Annotated in this window: 17 protein-coding genes; 5 read left to right on the forward strand and 12 right to left on the reverse strand. The window is 51.1% G+C overall.

Annotation, left to right across the window (positions count from 1 at the left end; all coding sequences use genetic code 11):
- Positions 1-31 precede the first annotated feature (31 nt).
- The gene (locus tag ACYVUT_RS07955) at positions 32-958 is read left to right on the forward strand and encodes an NAD(P)/FAD-dependent oxidoreductase (protein WP_484500566.1); all 927 of its coding nucleotides are present in this window, start codon (positions 32-34) and stop codon (positions 956-958) included.
- 48 nt (positions 959-1,006) lie between these two features.
- Complete coding sequence (locus ACYVUT_RS07960; RefSeq protein WP_484500568.1) at positions 1,007-1,666, forward strand: VTT domain-containing protein; 660 nt, start codon at positions 1,007-1,009, stop codon at positions 1,664-1,666.
- A 79-nt stretch (positions 1,667-1,745) separates the two neighbouring features.
- Here ACYVUT_RS07960 and ACYVUT_RS07965 read toward each other — a convergent pair whose 3' ends face one another.
- The 6 genes from ACYVUT_RS07965 to ACYVUT_RS07990 all read right to left on the reverse strand — a co-directional run bounded on the left by ACYVUT_RS07965 (position 1,746) and on the right by ACYVUT_RS07990 (position 6,532).
- Positions 1,746-2,351 carry a TIGR01906 family membrane protein gene (locus ACYVUT_RS07965; protein ID WP_484501805.1) on the reverse strand — a complete coding sequence of 202 codons (606 nt, stop codon included), beginning with the start codon at positions 2,349-2,351 and terminating at the stop codon, positions 1,746-1,748.
- Positions 2,348-3,118, reverse strand: coding sequence for a TIGR01457 family HAD-type hydrolase (locus ACYVUT_RS07970; protein WP_439775084.1), 771 nt, complete (start codon positions 3,116-3,118; stop codon positions 2,348-2,350). Before ACYVUT_RS07970 ends, ACYVUT_RS07965 begins: the two co-directional genes overlap by 4 nt.
- Complete coding sequence (locus tag ACYVUT_RS07975) at positions 3,115-3,705, reverse strand: YutD family protein (protein WP_439775085.1); 591 nt, start codon at positions 3,703-3,705, stop codon at positions 3,115-3,117. The genes ACYVUT_RS07970 and ACYVUT_RS07975 overlap by 4 nt, the downstream gene beginning before the upstream one ends.
- The gene (locus ACYVUT_RS07980) at positions 3,671-5,083 is read right to left on the reverse strand and encodes a bifunctional metallophosphatase/5'-nucleotidase (RefSeq protein WP_484501806.1); all 1,413 of its coding nucleotides are present in this window, start codon (positions 5,081-5,083) and stop codon (positions 3,671-3,673) included. The genes ACYVUT_RS07975 and ACYVUT_RS07980 overlap by 35 nt, the downstream gene beginning before the upstream one ends.
- A 10-nt stretch (positions 5,084-5,093) precedes the next feature.
- Positions 5,094-5,426: a hypothetical protein gene (locus tag ACYVUT_RS07985; protein ID WP_439775087.1), complete on the reverse strand. Its 333-nt coding sequence runs from the start codon at positions 5,424-5,426 to the stop codon at positions 5,094-5,096.
- A gap of 104 nt (positions 5,427-5,530) precedes the next feature.
- The gene (locus ACYVUT_RS07990) at positions 5,531-6,532 is read right to left on the reverse strand and encodes a substrate-binding domain-containing protein (RefSeq protein WP_439775088.1); all 1,002 of its coding nucleotides are present in this window, start codon (positions 6,530-6,532) and stop codon (positions 5,531-5,533) included.
- A gap of 152 nt (positions 6,533-6,684) precedes the next feature.
- Between ACYVUT_RS07990 and pepQ the strand changes: the two genes are divergently transcribed.
- The gene (gene pepQ, locus ACYVUT_RS07995) at positions 6,685-7,791 is read left to right on the forward strand and encodes a Xaa-Pro dipeptidase (RefSeq protein ID WP_484501807.1); all 1,107 of its coding nucleotides are present in this window, start codon (positions 6,685-6,687) and stop codon (positions 7,789-7,791) included.
- A 64-nt stretch (positions 7,792-7,855) separates the two neighbouring features.
- Here the strand turns inward: pepQ and ACYVUT_RS08000 are convergent, their stop codons facing one another.
- From ACYVUT_RS08000 to ACYVUT_RS08010, 3 genes are all read right to left on the reverse strand, one after another.
- Positions 7,856-8,101 carry a hypothetical protein gene (locus ACYVUT_RS08000; protein ID WP_484501808.1) on the reverse strand — a complete coding sequence of 82 codons (246 nt, stop codon included), beginning with the start codon at positions 8,099-8,101 and terminating at the stop codon, positions 7,856-7,858.
- Between the two features lie 91 nt (positions 8,102-8,192).
- The gene (locus ACYVUT_RS08005; RefSeq protein ID WP_484501809.1) at positions 8,193-8,570 is read right to left on the reverse strand and encodes a DUF1269 domain-containing family protein; all 378 of its coding nucleotides are present in this window, start codon (positions 8,568-8,570) and stop codon (positions 8,193-8,195) included.
- A gap of 16 nt (positions 8,571-8,586) precedes the next feature.
- Complete coding sequence (locus ACYVUT_RS08010) at positions 8,587-9,012, reverse strand: DUF948 domain-containing protein (RefSeq protein WP_439775091.1); 426 nt, start codon at positions 9,010-9,012, stop codon at positions 8,587-8,589.
- A gap of 129 nt (positions 9,013-9,141) precedes the next feature.
- Between ACYVUT_RS08010 and ACYVUT_RS08015 the strand changes: the two genes are divergently transcribed.
- On the forward strand, positions 9,142-9,993 hold the full coding sequence (locus tag ACYVUT_RS08015; RefSeq protein ID WP_484501810.1) for a mechanosensitive ion channel family protein: 852 nt from the start codon (positions 9,142-9,144) through the stop codon (positions 9,991-9,993).
- A gap of 42 nt (positions 9,994-10,035) precedes the next feature.
- Here ACYVUT_RS08015 and ACYVUT_RS08020 read toward each other — a convergent pair whose 3' ends face one another.
- Positions 10,036-10,656 carry an XTP/dITP diphosphatase gene (locus tag ACYVUT_RS08020; protein ID WP_484500577.1) on the reverse strand — a complete coding sequence of 207 codons (621 nt, stop codon included), beginning with the start codon at positions 10,654-10,656 and terminating at the stop codon, positions 10,036-10,038.
- Between the two features lie 238 nt (positions 10,657-10,894).
- Between ACYVUT_RS08020 and ACYVUT_RS08025 the strand changes: the two genes are divergently transcribed.
- Complete coding sequence (locus tag ACYVUT_RS08025) at positions 10,895-11,290, forward strand: YslB family protein (RefSeq protein WP_439775404.1); 396 nt, start codon at positions 10,895-10,897, stop codon at positions 11,288-11,290.
- Between the two features lie 92 nt (positions 11,291-11,382).
- On the opposite strand, the gene trxA is transcribed toward ACYVUT_RS08025, so the two are convergent.
- Both trxA and ACYVUT_RS08035 read right to left on the reverse strand, forming a co-directional pair.
- Positions 11,383-11,694, reverse strand: a complete 312-nt coding sequence (trxA, locus tag ACYVUT_RS08030; RefSeq protein ID WP_439775405.1) for a thioredoxin — start codon at positions 11,692-11,694, stop codon at positions 11,383-11,385.
- 92 nt (positions 11,695-11,786) lie between these two features.
- Complete coding sequence (locus ACYVUT_RS08035) at positions 11,787-14,147, reverse strand: endonuclease MutS2 (protein ID WP_484502052.1); 2,361 nt, start codon at positions 14,145-14,147, stop codon at positions 11,787-11,789.
- Between the last annotated feature and the right edge of the window lie 47 nt (positions 14,148-14,194).

Genomic DNA, 14,194 nt, shown 5'->3' on the forward strand with positions numbered 1-14,194 from the left:
GATCTCGCTTATCAAACAATATGATCTTGCCGTGATTGGTGCTGGACCAGTCGGCCTCTTCGCGGCCTACTTCGCCCGCCTGCATGGCTTAAAGACGGTTATCCTTGAATCCTTGAACGAGCCGGGCGGCCAACCGGAAATGCTCTACCCCTTCAAGAAGATCCTGGACATCCCTGTCTTCAATGAAATCACCGCCGCTGACTTGACCAAGCGCCTTTTAGGCAACTTGACCGACCAGGACCTGGTCACCGGCCACAAGGTCAGCCAGCTGGAGAAAACTGACGACTTCGTGATCGATGGCGAATACCAGGTCCGCAGCATTATCGTGGCAACTGGCAACGGGGCCTTCAAGGCTAAAAAGTTTCCGCTCAAGGCAACCCCGGAGGCTGAAGACCACATCCACTACTTTTTCAAAAAGCCTGACCAGTTCGCCGGCCAGAAGATCGGCATCTTCGGCGGCGGGGACACGGCCCTTGACTGGGCCCAGGAGCTTTCCCAGATTGCTGACGTCACCCTCGTCCACCGGCGCGACCAGTTCCGGGGTATGGAAAGCAGCGTGGAAAACTTGAAGGCTGACCAAAAGGTAACCTTGAAGACCCCTTACCTGCCAAAGAGCATGCAGGTTAAAAATGATCAGCTGCAAATTTCCTTGAAAAAGGTCGGCGGAGATGAAGTCGCTCAGGAAACTTTTGACCAAATCCTGGTCGCCTACGGCTTCCGGGCCGACAACCGCTTCGTCAGCAAGTGGGGAGTTGACCTGGATCAAGGACTCATTTCTGTTGACCGGTCCATGCAGACCAGCGTGCCTGGCATCTATGCCATTGGCGATGCCTGCGGTTACCCGGGCCGGGTGCCAGTTATCGGGATCGGTTTTGGGGAAGCCCAGATCGCGGTCAACGCGATCATGCAAGACCTCTTTCCGGAAAAGAGCCTAACTATCCACTCAACTAGTATTTAGCTGAAAAAGTAAAAAGAAAAGTTAAGAAATAAGAACTGAGGTTAACACATGCCATTGATTGATTTTATCCTGCACATTGATGACCACTTGGTCACCATTGTCAACCAATTTGGGGCGGGTACCTACTGGATCATTTTTGCCATCATCTTTATCGAAACTGGTCTGGTCATCTTCCCCTTCCTGCCAGGTGACTCCTTGATCTTCGCGGCTGCCGCCATGGCCGCCAATCCAAAATACGGCTTAAATGTCTGGCTGCTCTATATTACTGCCGCGGCTGCCGCCATTATCGGTGACAGCATCAACTACGAAATTGGCAAGTGGTCAGTCACTTCCGGGGCCAAGCACAGCTGGTTCAACAAGCTGATCAACGAAAACAACCGGCTGGCGGCGGAGAAATTCTTTGAACGACATGGCTCCATCACCATCGTGATCGGCCGTTTCATCCCCTTCATCCGGACCTTCGTGCCCTTCATTTCCGGGGGCAGCAAGATGCACTACCGGACCTTCGTCATTTACAACATCCTGGGCGGCCTGCTCTGGACGGCCCTCTTTACCAGCATCGGCTACTTCTTCGGCAACTTCCCAGTCGTCAAGGACCACTTCTCCTTGATCGTGATCGGCATCATCCTGGTTTCAGTCGTGCCAATCATGGTTGTGGCCTTGAAGAAGAGAATGACCATGCGGCGCGAGCAAAAGTTCGACAATTAAAGCAGACAAAAAATAAGGACCTGACGGTCCTTATTTTTTTCGGTCTATATTTTGTTTAGCTTGCTTTTCTTGCCTTTCTTTACTTTTTCAGCAAATACCGGGCCAGGTAGAGCTCATAAATCGCTCCGCCAACGGCAAAGCAGGAGGCAAAGAAACCTTCCGTCAAGACGTTGATGATTGGATCAGTCGCCGGGTCAAAAAGCCAGTTGTCATTGCGGAAAAAGAAAGTATGGAAGACCCGGAAGAAACTGTCAAAGTCGGTCAAGGCAAAAGGCATGACCACGACCGGCAGCAGCATCAAGAGCAGGGCCTGGGTCTGGGTCAATTTAATTGGCTTCTTGTAATTGCGGAAATAGCTGCTAAGGGCCAAACATAAGAGGAAAACCAGCTCGGCCAGAATAAAGAGATTCTTGACATCGGCAAAGTGAGCCGCCGCTGAAGCCGAAGTTGGCAAGTTGCTCATCTTGAGCTTGGTCTGACCGGGCCAGACCAGGTAAAGCAGGAGCTGGTTGTAATTGCTCATGACCTGGCCCACGGTCAGGTTGACCGTTTGGTAAGTCTTCTCCAGCAAGGTAAAAAGCAAAAGCAGGGGCCAGCTGACCACGATCGCGCCGACGACGGCACTGGAGACCGCGAATAGAAAATGAAAAAGGGGCTGGCCCAGTTTGCTCAAAAAATTTTTCATAGGCTAAATTCGTCCAAATTATTCACTAAATAAGTCGGCGGCGTGAGGCCGGCCAGGTCTGCCTTTTGGGTCACCCCGGTCAAGGTCAAAAGGGTGTCGACTCCGCTGTTGATTCCGGCCATGATGTCAGTTGGATAGTTGTCCCCAACGATCAAGGCTTCTTCCGCCTTTACGCCGGCTAAGTCCAAGGCGCGGTTAACGATGATGGCTTCCGGCTTGCCGATAAAAAGCGGCTTTTGCCCAGAGGCGACTTCCAAAGCCGCGCAAATTGAGCCGTTGCCTGGCCGCAGTTCCTTGCCCACCGGCAGGTTCTGGTCGGAATTGGTGCCAATAAAGACCGCCCCCCGGTGAATGCAGCGGGTGGCCACCATGAGCTTGTGGTAAGTCAAATCCGTGTCCATCCCCACGATCACGTAGTCAGGATTTTCCTCGTCATAGAAGAATTCCGGCCGGTCCAGGATTTCCTTCCACAGGCCAATTTGTCCAATGATATAGACACCGATCGGCCTTTTCGCCTCTTTTTCCAAAATATAGCTGGCCGTGGCCATGCTGGGCGTGTAGATCTTGGAAACATCCGTCTTGACCCCATGCCCGGCCAATTTGTCAGCCACCATCTGGGGCGTCCTGGTCGTGTTGTTGGTCAAAAATAAGTAGTCAAGGCCCGCCTCATCCAGGCGCTTGACAAAGCGGACGCCGGATTCAATAGTCTCCTTGCCCCGGTAAATCGTCCCGTCCAAATCAATCAAAAATAAGCGGTAATCTTTCACGGCTTCTTCTTTCTAATCACAAATGCCTTGTGCCGGCGGTTCTTCTTGCGGCCTTCGGCATAGCTGCCCTTCTTGGGCCGGCCGTCCTTGACCTTTCTTTCGGTAAAAGCCGCCTTGTTCTTCGGCCGCTTTTTGGCTGGCCGCCGGCGCTGGGTCGGCCGGGGCTTGCGGCTTGGCTGGAGGGACTCCAAGATGAAGTAAGGAGCGCCCGGGTTGCAGTATTCAGTCAGGTAGTCAACGATAGTCGACTTTTTCCGGTCAATGGAGGTCTTGACATAGTCATTGTAAAAGCCCCTAAGGCGCAGGTGCTCGCTGGAAACATCCCCGACCAGGTAATCGTATTGGTCCAGGTATGGATCGTACTTTTGCTTCAAGACTTCCCGGTCCAAGGCATCCCGCTGGTTGACCAAAAGGCGGTATTCGCGCTGGTTGATCACGACCTTTTCGCCGGCAACCACGACTTCTGCCAAAGGGTGGAGGGGCTTGGCTTCAGCTGTTTCTTCTTTTTGCTCTTTCCTGCCCCTAGCTTCTTTCAGCTTTTTCTCCTTCTCTTTATCTTTTTTCGCTTCTTTCTGCTCTTTCCTCAATAAGTTCACCTTCTTTATTTACAGGATATTTGCGGCTTAAGTAGTCGCCCACGACTTCCCTTAAGAACTGCGGGAAGAGGAATTCATTTTCACCAACAATGGCCAAAGTCGGGAAAAACGGAATCAAGACATAGTGGTCCAAAACGGCAATCTTGTACTCTTGTGCTGGATCCAGCAATTGCCCGTTGACGAAAACGTTCCTGGTCATCCGGTCATACTTGATCCCCTTGTAGTAGACCTCGCCAAAAATCTTCCCTCTGAAGCTCATCCCAATCAAAGGATAATGTTCCAAAAAATGCCGGTTCTTTTCCACTTCCATGACCAGCCGCCACAAGTCCCGGCCTAAAAGCGTGGTCCGGACGACATGCATCGGATGCGGGAGCGCATGCTGGAGGTCAAACTGGTTGATTGGCCCGCTCTTAAATGGCGTCAAAAAGAGACCCGTACTCAGCATGGCCAGGTCGGTTCCGGCGAAGTCAGCGATTGCTTCAAGGGAGACGTCAATGGCTGCCATTTTGTCATCCTTGAACTTCTCTGGCAAGTCTGCCACCTGCCGGCTCTGCAGCATTTTTTGCCCTTCATCATATAAGGCAGCAATTTCTGCTTCATCGCCTTCCTCACTTGGCAAATCCGCCACTGGCACAGTAGTTGGTTTAATCGAAAGGATCTTGTGGTCATCGCCGATTTCCAAGCTGATGTCGCCCACATAAGTGCCCCATTTGCCCGTCTGGGTGATCCAAGTGTGGCCTTCCTTGATCCCTTTTTCCAAAAGGGTGTGGCTGTGCCCGCCCACGATCAGGTCAATTTCCGGGTAGTGCTTGGCCAGCCACTGGTCCATTCTGAGGCCCACGTGGGTGATCAGAATCAAGCAGTCGTACTTGCCGGCAATTTCCGGCAAAACCCGGTCCATGGTCTCGCCCAGCATCTTGATCTGCCAATGATTGGGCCCGTAAGTCAGCGGATAAGCGGCGGTTAAGCCTACTAGTGCCAGACGGGTCCCCTTCTTGGTCTTGATGATCTTGTAGTCATTTGCCCAGGCCGGCCAGCTGCCATCTTCTTCTCTGAGGTTAGACAAGAGAACAGGGAAGTTGGCGTGGTCAAAAAGCCGCTCCAAAACGGCATGCGGGTTGGAAATACCCTCATTGTTGCCAATCGTAATGGCATCATAATGAAAGTCGTTCATCAAGCGGATGTTGGCCTGGCCTTCTGTAGCATCAGACAAGGGATGGGACCGGTCCATGAAGTCGCCGGCGTCAAAGGTCAATACCTGGTCGGCCGTCGCCGTTTTCTGCACCTGGTGCAAATAGCGCCTAATTTTTGGAAAATGCTCAAAATGCGAGTGCAGGTCGTTGGTATGCAGAATCCGCAAAGTTTCCATTTTCTTCCTCCTAGCCGATCTTGTTGGCTTTCAAAACCATTTCATAAGCATCCCTAACTGGACCTTTGGGCTTGTCCCATTCCACCCATTGCGGGTTCTCCCAGTCTTCTTCGTTCATCAAAGTATGCAGCTGGTAGGCCTTGTTAATGTACTGCTCGTAGGTTTCCAGCGCCTTGGTACGCGGGATGTTGATGACCAGAATCCGCACGTTCTTGATTAAGCCATTGTTGACGGCCAGTTCCGCGAAGCCATTTTGGTCGATGTTGGAAATTTCATAGTACTGGCTGCCGTCGTTTCTGGTAATCTCTTCGATCAAGTCAAATTGCTCGTATAAGTGATCCATTTGTGTCCCCCATTCTTATAAAAAGATTGTAACACAAAGTTCAGCTGCCTTTGCCCGGACGAAACTAAAAGAGCCCGCCGTTTGGCAGGCTCTTTAGAAAAATCTTACTTGTTCAAGGTACTTTGCTTCTTGATCAGTTCGTATGGCAAAACGATGTGCTTGTCTTCCAGGCCTTCATCGTTCATCAGCTTGGTCAGCATTCTCATGGCCACGGCACCCAAGTCGTAGAGCGGCTGCTTGATCGTGGTCAAGGCTGGCCGGACAACTGAAGCGATTTGGGTCGCGCTGGCCGTAACGATTTCAAAGTCTTCCGGCACCTTAGCCCCGCGGTCCAAAGCTGAGTTGAGCAGGCCAACTGAGGAAACGTCTTTGGTGACGATGGCCCCGTTGATCCCCTTCTTGGCCAGTTCCGGGTAAAGGTTGTAGCCGTCGGAGTAGTCCTTGATGCTGTCAAAAATCTCGCAGCCTTCCAGTTCATTGTCAGCCACGAACTTCTCAAAGGCCGGAATCCGGTGGTCCCGGTTGATTGGCGCTTCCTTGTCGCCTACAACCAAGGCCAGCTTCTTCTTGCCGTCGTTTAAGAGCAGGTTCAAAGCTTCCGTGTCGGCCTTCTTGTAGTCGATGTTGACTGACGGAAATTCCAGGTTGTCGGAAACAGTTCCGGCCAAAACTACTGGCGTGTCGGTCCGCTTGAAGGCTTCAGCTGCTTCTTCAGACAGCTTGTTGGACATGTAAATGACCCCGTCAACCTGCTTGTTGAGCAAGCCTTGAATGACGGCGTCTTCCTTCATCAAGCGGTTTTCCACGCTGGAGATGATGATATTGTACTTGTACAAAACGGCAATGTCGTCGATCCCCTTTGACAATTCAGCGAAGTACAAGTTGGTCAAGTCCGGCACGATCAAGCCGACCGTTGTGGTCCGCTTTGAAGCCAGACCCTGCGCTACCGCGTTTGGTTGGTAGTGCAGACGCTTGATAACTTCCATGACCCGGTCACGGGTTTCCTTACGGACATTGTTGTTGCCGTTGACTACCCGGGAAACCGTGGCCATTGAGACCTTGGCTTCCCGAGCAACATCGTAAATGGTTACATCTTGCTTATGCATAATAACAGCCCCACCTATCTAAATACTAATTACTGATTTAATGATACCATGAGAACGCTTTTGGTGCAATCGCTTACAGCTACTTTTTCAGATTTTTTCAGTTTTTTTAGTGCTATACTGAGGTTAATTTCATTAGTAAGGAGAATTTTGCCATGAATTTAGACAAATTACAAAACTGGCTGCAGGAAAACGGGATGGACGTGGCCTACGTTTCCAGCCCGACTACCATCAACTATTTCACGGGTTTCATTACTGATCCTGAAGAAAGAATCTTCAAGCTTTTCGCCTTCAAGGACGCTGAACCCTTCCTCTTCTGCCCGGCTTTGAACTATGAAGAAGCCAAGGCATCTGCTTGGGACGGGGACGTGGTCGGCTACCTGGACAGCGAAGACCCATGGAGCAAGATCGCTGACGAAATCAAGAAGCGGACCAAGGACTACCAAAACTGGGCTGTCGAAAAGAACGGCTTGACGGTTGCCCACTACCAGGCCCTGCACGCTCAATTCCCGGACGCTGACTTCTCCAAGGACTTGTCAGACTTCATCGCCCACATCCGCCTCTTTAAGACGGAAAGCGAACTGGTTAAGATGCGCAAGGCCGGGGAAGAAGCCGACTTTGCCTTCCAGATCGGTTTTGAAGCCCTCAGAAACGGGATTACCGAACGGGCAGTAGTCAGCCAGATCGAATACCAATTGAAGCTGCAAAAGGGCGTCATGCAGACCAGCTTTGACACCATCGTTCAAGCCGGCGAGAACGCGGCCAACCCGCACCAAGGGCCAAGCATGAACCAAGTTAAGCCAAACGAACTGGTGCTTTTTGACTTAGGGACCATGCACGAAGGCTACGCTTCTGACTCCAGCCGGACGGTTGCTTACGGGGAACCGACTGACAAGATGCGGGAAATCTACGAAGTCAACCGGACTGCCCAGCAAGCGGCCATCGACGCGGCTAAGCCAGGCATGACGGCCAGCGAACTTGACGGGGTAGCCCGCAAGATCATCACTGACGCTGGCTATGGTGAATACTTCATCCACCGCCTGGGCCACGGGATCGGGATGGAAGTTCATGAATTCCCATCCATCGCTAACGGCAACGACGTCGTTTTGGAAGAAGGCATGTGCTTCTCCATTGAGCCAGGGATCTACATCCCAGGCTTTGCCGGCGTCCGGATCGAAGACTGCGGGGTCCTCACCAAGGAAGGCTTCAAGCCATTCACCCACACCAGCAAGGAATTGAAGGTTCTGCCGGTTAAGGAATAAGAATGAAAACAGAAAAAGGCTGCTAGAAGTATCTCTCTTCTAGCAGCCTTTTTTTCGTATACAATTATGCCTTGCGAAGGTCGCGAATCAAGTAGTAGACGCCAATTAAAGTCAACAGCAAGTAGACATTCAGAAAATCATGATAGCCTTCCTTCATGACAAAAATGGCAAAAAACGCGGCAGGTACGATAGTCAAGATTATCCCCCGGTATTTTTTCAGCTTCAAAACAAAAGGATTATCTGATTTTCTGAAGGAAAAATACATTACCATTAGGTAAATCAGAAAAAGGACCATGTTTGTTGTCGTCATGTGATTTATCCTCAACTAGTAAAAAAGTGAAACCCGAAAGCATCGCGTTTCACTTTTCTGCTTATTCAAAATCTATCGTGAAAAAAATCCACTATTCTTGATCTGGACTAGTCGGCGTGGTTGGTGCACTTGGTTCTTCCGGCTTCTCTTCCCCTTCTTCGCTCTTTTCAGCATTGTCCAGGTCGCTGGCGTCTTGTTCGCCAGGCTGGTTAGCTGAATCGTCAATTACGATATCGTCGAAGTCCTTCAGTTCAGAATCATCTTCAATGTTCTTTGGGAAAGAAGCCAGTTGATTCTTCAAGATTTCCGTCCCGTTGTCGTACTTTTCCTTCAAGTCTTCAACGTTTGGATTGCTCTTAAGCTTGTCCTTGACTTCTTCAATCTTGTCGTCTGAGATCAGGCTGGCAGCTGCAACCCCAGCAGCAGCCCCAAAGACGGCCCCTAATAAAAAGCTACCAAATTTGCTCATGGTTGTTCTCCTTTTCTTAATCCTGACCCTTCCGCCGGAAATGTCTGGCAAAAGCCGACGTAATTACGGAAGTGATCATTCCCGTCCGGGTAAAGTGGGCATTGGAAACCTTGTTGATCATCTTCTTGGATGATTCGTTGATGTCTGAGACGCTTTGGCCCAGGTCAGCTGCGGCCTGCACGACCGGCTGCAAAGTTTCCATCTTGCCATTGACGTCTTGCAAAAGCGCGTCGGTCTTTTCCAAGAGTCCGCCGGTCTGCTTCATCAAGTCATCCATGTCGTTAGTCAATTTGGCCAAAGAATCATTGGTCAATTGGACTGTCTTCTCAGCCTCTTTCAAAGTCTTAGAAACATTAAGCAACATGGGAATCGTGAACAGGACCAGTACCAAAAAGGCAATGGCCGCGATCAAACCGGCTAAAGCGCCAAATGAAATTGTCATAGCTTGCTTCCTTTCCTTTCTAAAAAAAGTCTAGCATGAAAACGATTTAGACACAATCGAAAGATTTTCCGAAGTTTTTGCCCGCTTTTCTGTTATCCTTTAAGCATAGCTGAAAGGAGCATTTTTTCAATGAAAAATCTTGATTTCAAAATTGCCGGCATCTCCATCGACGTCGACAAGCTTTTTACCAGCGGCGTGACCATCCTCTGGAAGCTGCTGATTTCCACCCTGGTCTTCTACCTGGTCAGCCATTTCGGCCGCAAAATCATCAAGCGCTACCTGGACAAGCACAACGACAAGCTGGTCCTGTCCAAGAGGTCCCAGACCATCTCAGCCCTGGTGAACAGCCTCTTCCGCTACACCATGGTCTTTTTCTATGTCTACTCAATCCTAACTATCCTGGGCATCCCCGTCGGCACCTTGATTGCCAGTGCCGGGATCTTCTCCTTGGCCATCGGCCTTGGCGCCCAGGGCTTCATGAGTGACCTGGTCAACGGCTTCTTTATCTTAAGTGAAGGCCAGTATGACGTCGGCGACAATGTCGAAATCGGCACTGAAACCGGGGCCGTGACCCAGCTGGGCCTCAGAACCACTCAGATCGTCACCACCGATGGCACCTTGATCTTCATCCCCAACCGGCAAATTTCCATCGTCAGAAACCTGACTCACGGCGGGATTGGCCTTAACCTGGACATGAACCTGGATGCGGACACTGACCTCAAGCTGCTGGCCAGCCTGCTTGACCAAGCTGATGAAAAGCTGCTTGACTGGCACGACAAATTGGTCAGCGGGCCAACCCAAATTGGGGTTGTCAGCCAGCAGGGACAGACCATCACCTACCGGGTCCACTTCCAGGTCAAGCCGGGCTTTGAAGGCAAAATCCGCCAGGCCTACTGGCAGACCTACCTGCAGTACTTACGGGTCAACCAGATCAAATTTGGCCAGGAACCAGTCATCATCAACAATAGTAAAAAAGCTTGATCTAAAAATGCTGAGCCGCGGCCCAGCATTTTTTATTTGATCTTAGTTGAATTGAGCGAACCAGGCTGGCAGTTCTTCGATCAAAGCCTTGACTGCCTTGCCCCGGTGGGAAACTTCGTTCTTTTCTTCAGTGGTCATTTCAGCGAAAGTCTTGCCCTTGCTTGGTACGTAGAAGAGCGGGTCGTAGCCGAAGCCATCCTTGCCGCGAGGAATTGCCAGCACTTCACCTTCGCAGGTGCCAGTTACAACCAGGTCCTTGTCTTCGTGGCCTGGCATGGTCAAAACCAAGACAGTGACAAACTTGGCTTGACGCTGGTCTTGCGGAACCCCGCCCAAGGCTGCCAAAAGCTTGCCGTTGTTTCTAGCATCGTTGTGGGCTTCACCGCCGTAGCGGGCTGAGTGAACGCCAGGAGCGCCGTTCAGTTTCTTAACCCGCAAGCCTGAGTCGTCAGCCAAAGTTGGCAGCTTGCTGAAGTCTGCCAAAGCGTGGGCCTTCAGCTTAGCGTTGGCTTCAAAAGTCGTGCCCTTTTCGTTGACGTATGGCGGGTTGTCCAAATCTGCATTTGACTTAAGCTCGATGTCCAGACCAGCCTTCTTGAAAGCTTCCTGCAATTCCTTAACCTTGTTTTGATTATCTGTAGCAAACAATAGTACTTGAGTCATATAGTGCTCCTATCATTTCAAAAAATAAAAAATCTCTCTACTGAAATTTTACCACTTATTCAAGCCTTTTCGAACTTACAAAGAGAGTAATTTCTGCTATTTTCACCGCTTTTTCAGTCCTGGAGAACTTTTTTCTATTTTCCGGCGATTTCCTAGCCTTTTTCTAAAACTTGTTAAAAAATTTCACCATCCTGTAATATTTAGGGTAGAATGAAAACAGCGAATAAGGATGAGGATTATGTCAGAACACAACGAACACGTATACTTTGTCAATCAACTATACCGCGACTTCTTGTTGCCAACGATTTTAGGCGGGGACACGCCGGCGATTCTTTACTGGGCCGGCAAGCGGATCACCCGCAAATATGCCCTCAGTGAATTTGAAGACTTAAGCGAATTCTTCAAGATGGCTGAATTTGGCGATTTGACCATCGTCAAGGAGCGCCGCTCCTCAGTCATCTTCTCCTTGAGCGGGCAGCCAATCAGCGACCGCCTGGCTGCCGGCAGCCGGGAATTCTCCCTGGAGAGCGGGATGATCGCCGAAGCGGTTGAACAAAACCGGGGCCGGTCAGCTGAAGCTGAAATCAGCGTTGACGACAAGAAGCAGACCGTCCAGATCACTGCTTTCTTCTAGCAAGCCAGAAGATTGGGCTAGATAAAAGAATATATAAAAAATACCAGAGCCAACGGCTCTGGTATTTTTGTTTCTATTCGATTTTTTATTTCTTAGTCAGCGTACTGGTCAAGAATTTCGTTCAGCTTTTCCTTTGGAGTGTAGCCAGTCAAACGGTCAACTACTTGCCCGTTCTTCTTGATCAAGAGGGTTGGGATGGCCATGATGCCAAAGTTCTTGGCCGTTTCCGGGTTGTCGTCTACGTCCATCTTGGTGAAGTGAACGTCTTGTCTTTCTTCAGCCAAAGCTTCGATGACTGGTGACTGCATCCGGCAAGGGCCGCACCAAGTTGCCCAAAAGTCAACCAGAGCTACGCCATCCTTGGTTTCTTCTTCAAAAGTTGCGTCAGTAATTGCATCTACCATGTAAATACCTCAAATCATTAATCTTAAAAACATTATTTTCTACTTGATGTTTTAAGTTTACTAGATTTACTTACTTTTTGCAAGTAACTTGCCTACTTTAAGGTCACGATCGTGGCCCCAGTCCCGCCTTCATTGGCTGGCGCGTAGCTGTAGGCCTTCACGTGCTTGTTGCGCTTGAGGTACTGCTGGACTCCCTGCCGGATAGCCCCGGTCCCAATCCCGTGGATGATGGTGACGGTGCTAAGACCGGACAAAAGGATGGTGTCAAAGTACCGGTCCAAATTGACCATGGCTTCCTCATAGCGCTGCCCTCTAAGATCCAGTGAACTGTGGGCCCGGCTGGACCGGGAGGCGGAAGTAGCCCGTCTTTGGGCCTGATGCTTCTGCCCGGCGGCCAGCTTGTCGATGTCTCTGTCGGTCACCTTGAGCTTGATCCGGCCCAGGGAAACCTCATAGTCATGCTCGCCCAGCTTCTTGGTGACCGTCCCGGTCTGCCCGTAAGACAGAACCTTGACCTTGTCACCCACCTGGACATGGTGGCGCTTCTTTTCCTTTTGCAAGACCTTGTTCTTGGCCAAGTTGGCCTCCTGCTTGGCCAGCTGGTTGAATTCGCCCTTGGCGTCCATCAGCTGGTTGGTCTTGACCTGCATCCCTTCCTTGCGGGCTTCTTCCAGCTCGGCAATAATCTTGTCGGCCTTCTTGCGTTTCTTGGCCACGATTTCGTTGGCCCGGTCCTGGGCAAAGTCCAGCTGCTTTTGGACCCGCTGGTTGTAGATGTCCAGGGCATCCTGCAGCTTCTTTTCCAGCTGCTTGGCCCGGTCCAGGCTGGTCTGCAGCTTCTGCTTGTTTTCCGTGGCCAGTTTAGTCTGCTTGTTTAATTCGTCGATCATGTGGTTGATGTCGGAATCATCGCTGCTCATCAGCTTCTCAGCCGCGACTACCACATCCTCCCGCATGCCCAAACGGCGGGCAATGGCAAAGGCGTTACTGTGGCCCGGAATCCCCATCTGCAGGCGGTAGGTCGGCGACAGGGTCTTGATGTCAAATTCCATGGAGGCGTTGGTCGTCCGCTCTCTGTTATAGCCATAGAGCTTGAGTTCCGGGTAGTGGGTCGTAACGATGATCTTGGCCCCCTTCTTTCTGAAGAAGTCCAAAATCGAGATGGCCAGGCTGGCCCCTTCTTCTGGGTCGGTCCCGGCCCCGATTTCGTCGATCAAGACCAGGCTTTGGTCACTGACCCGCTTCATGATCGCCACGATGTCGTTGATATGGGATGAAAAAGTACTCAGCGACTGCTCGATTGACTGTTCGTCCCCAATGTCGGCAAAAATCTGGTCAAAAACGGCCACGCTGGAACCTTCATTAGCCGGAATAAAGAGGCCGGATTGGGCCATCAGCTGCAGCAATCCTGCCGTCTTCAAAGTGATCGTCTTACCACCCGTGTTGGGCCCGGTGATCAAGATCGTGTCAAAATCCTGGCCCAAAGCGATATCGTTGGCCACAACCTTGTCTGGATCGATTAAGGGGTGACGCGCCCCCAGGAGCTTAAAGGACTGGTCAGCAGATAAAAGCGGCTGGCTGGCCCGCATTTGCTTGGCTAATTTTGCCTTGGCCTGGAGGAAGTCCAATTCGCTTAAAGCCGCGGCCACCCGCTTGATGGCCTCCATCTCTTCTCTGGCATCCAAAGACAATTCGTGGAGAATCCGGCGAACTTCCTGCCGCTCTTCAGCCAGCAGGTTCTGCAGGCGGTTGTTCAAGGGCAGGATGGCGGCAGGTTCGACAAACAAGGTCTGGCCGGAGGCACTTTGGTCATGGACCACCCCGCCGAACTTGTTACGGTATTCCTGCTTAACCGGAATAACATAACGGTCGTCCCGGATAGTCACGATCTGTTCTGACAGGTACTGGCCGTTCTTGCCCTTGGTGTAGGCGGTCATCTTTTCCTTGATTTCTGCTTCGGTTGCCAAGCGGCCGTGGCGCAGACGGGCCAGGTCAGCTGAAGCGGTATCCAGGACTTCCCCGTCATAAGTCAGAGAAGTGCGCAGGCGCCGGTAAAGGTCATCCGGCAGTTCCAGACCCTCCAGCAAGGCATCAATTGCCGCCAAATCCAAAGTTTCGTTTTCTTCCGCGTCTTCTACAAAGCGGCTGCTTTCCTGGGCCAGGGTGAAAATCAGCAGGATATTGCCTAATTCCAGGGCGTTCAAGTCGGCCTTGACCTTTAAACGCTTGAGGCTTGGCTCAACATCTTGAAAGTCGGTTAGGGGCAGCTGTCCCTTGATCCGGTCCAAATCAACCAGTGCCTTGGTTTCGCTTAAGGCCCGGCTGACCGTCTCCCGGTCGCTGGCCGGCTGAAGCTTTAAGGCCTTGCTTTTAGCCGGGGCCGTTACCGCCTGGTCGGCCAGGCGGCTGGTAATTTCCTGGTATTCCAGTATGTCTAAAATTTTGTGATTCATCATCTCAGTAATTTTGTCTAAAAATTTTTTCCTAACAAAAAAAGCGG

This window comes from Lactobacillus sp. WILCCON 0059, assembly GCF_057197985.1.

Bases quoted from the DNA above. Each gene is read 5' to 3' on its own strand.
- ACYVUT_RS08025 (WP_439775404.1), top strand. From the start codon at position 10,895: ATGTCAGAACACAACGAACACGTATACTTTGTCAATCAACTATACCGC.
- ACYVUT_RS07960 (WP_484500568.1), top strand. From the start codon at position 1,007: ATGCCATTGATTGATTTTATCCTGCACATTGATGACCACTTGGTCACC.
- ACYVUT_RS08020 (WP_484500577.1), bottom strand. From the start codon at position 10,656: ATGACTCAAGTACTATTGTTTGCTACAGATAATCAAAACAAGGTTAAG.
- ACYVUT_RS08010 (WP_439775091.1), bottom strand. From the start codon at position 9,012: ATGACAATTTCATTTGGCGCTTTAGCCGGTTTGATCGCGGCCATTGCC.
- ACYVUT_RS08035 (WP_484502052.1), bottom strand. From the start codon at position 14,147: ATGAATCACAAAATTTTAGACATACTGGAATACCAGGAAATTACCAGC.
- ACYVUT_RS07985 (WP_439775087.1), bottom strand. From the start codon at position 5,426: ATGGATCACTTATACGAGCAATTTGACTTGATCGAAGAGATTACCAGA.
- ACYVUT_RS08015 (WP_484501810.1), top strand. From the start codon at position 9,142: ATGAAAAATCTTGATTTCAAAATTGCCGGCATCTCCATCGACGTCGAC.
- ACYVUT_RS07980 (WP_484501806.1), bottom strand. From the start codon at position 5,083: ATGGAAACTTTGCGGATTCTGCATACCAACGACCTGCACTCGCATTTT.
- ACYVUT_RS08000 (WP_484501808.1), bottom strand. From the start codon at position 8,101: ATGACGACAACAAACATGGTCCTTTTTCTGATTTACCTAATGGTAATG.
- pepQ (WP_484501807.1), top strand. From the start codon at position 6,685: ATGAATTTAGACAAATTACAAAACTGGCTGCAGGAAAACGGGATGGAC.
- ACYVUT_RS07990 (WP_439775088.1), bottom strand. From the start codon at position 6,532: ATGCATAAGCAAGATGTAACCATTTACGATGTTGCTCGGGAAGCCAAG.
- ACYVUT_RS08005 (WP_484501809.1), bottom strand. From the start codon at position 8,570: ATGAGCAAATTTGGTAGCTTTTTATTAGGGGCCGTCTTTGGGGCTGCT.
- ACYVUT_RS07965 (WP_484501805.1), bottom strand. From the start codon at position 2,351: ATGAAAAATTTTTTGAGCAAACTGGGCCAGCCCCTTTTTCATTTTCTA.
- trxA (WP_439775405.1), bottom strand. From the start codon at position 11,694: ATGGTAGATGCAATTACTGACGCAACTTTTGAAGAAGAAACCAAGGAT.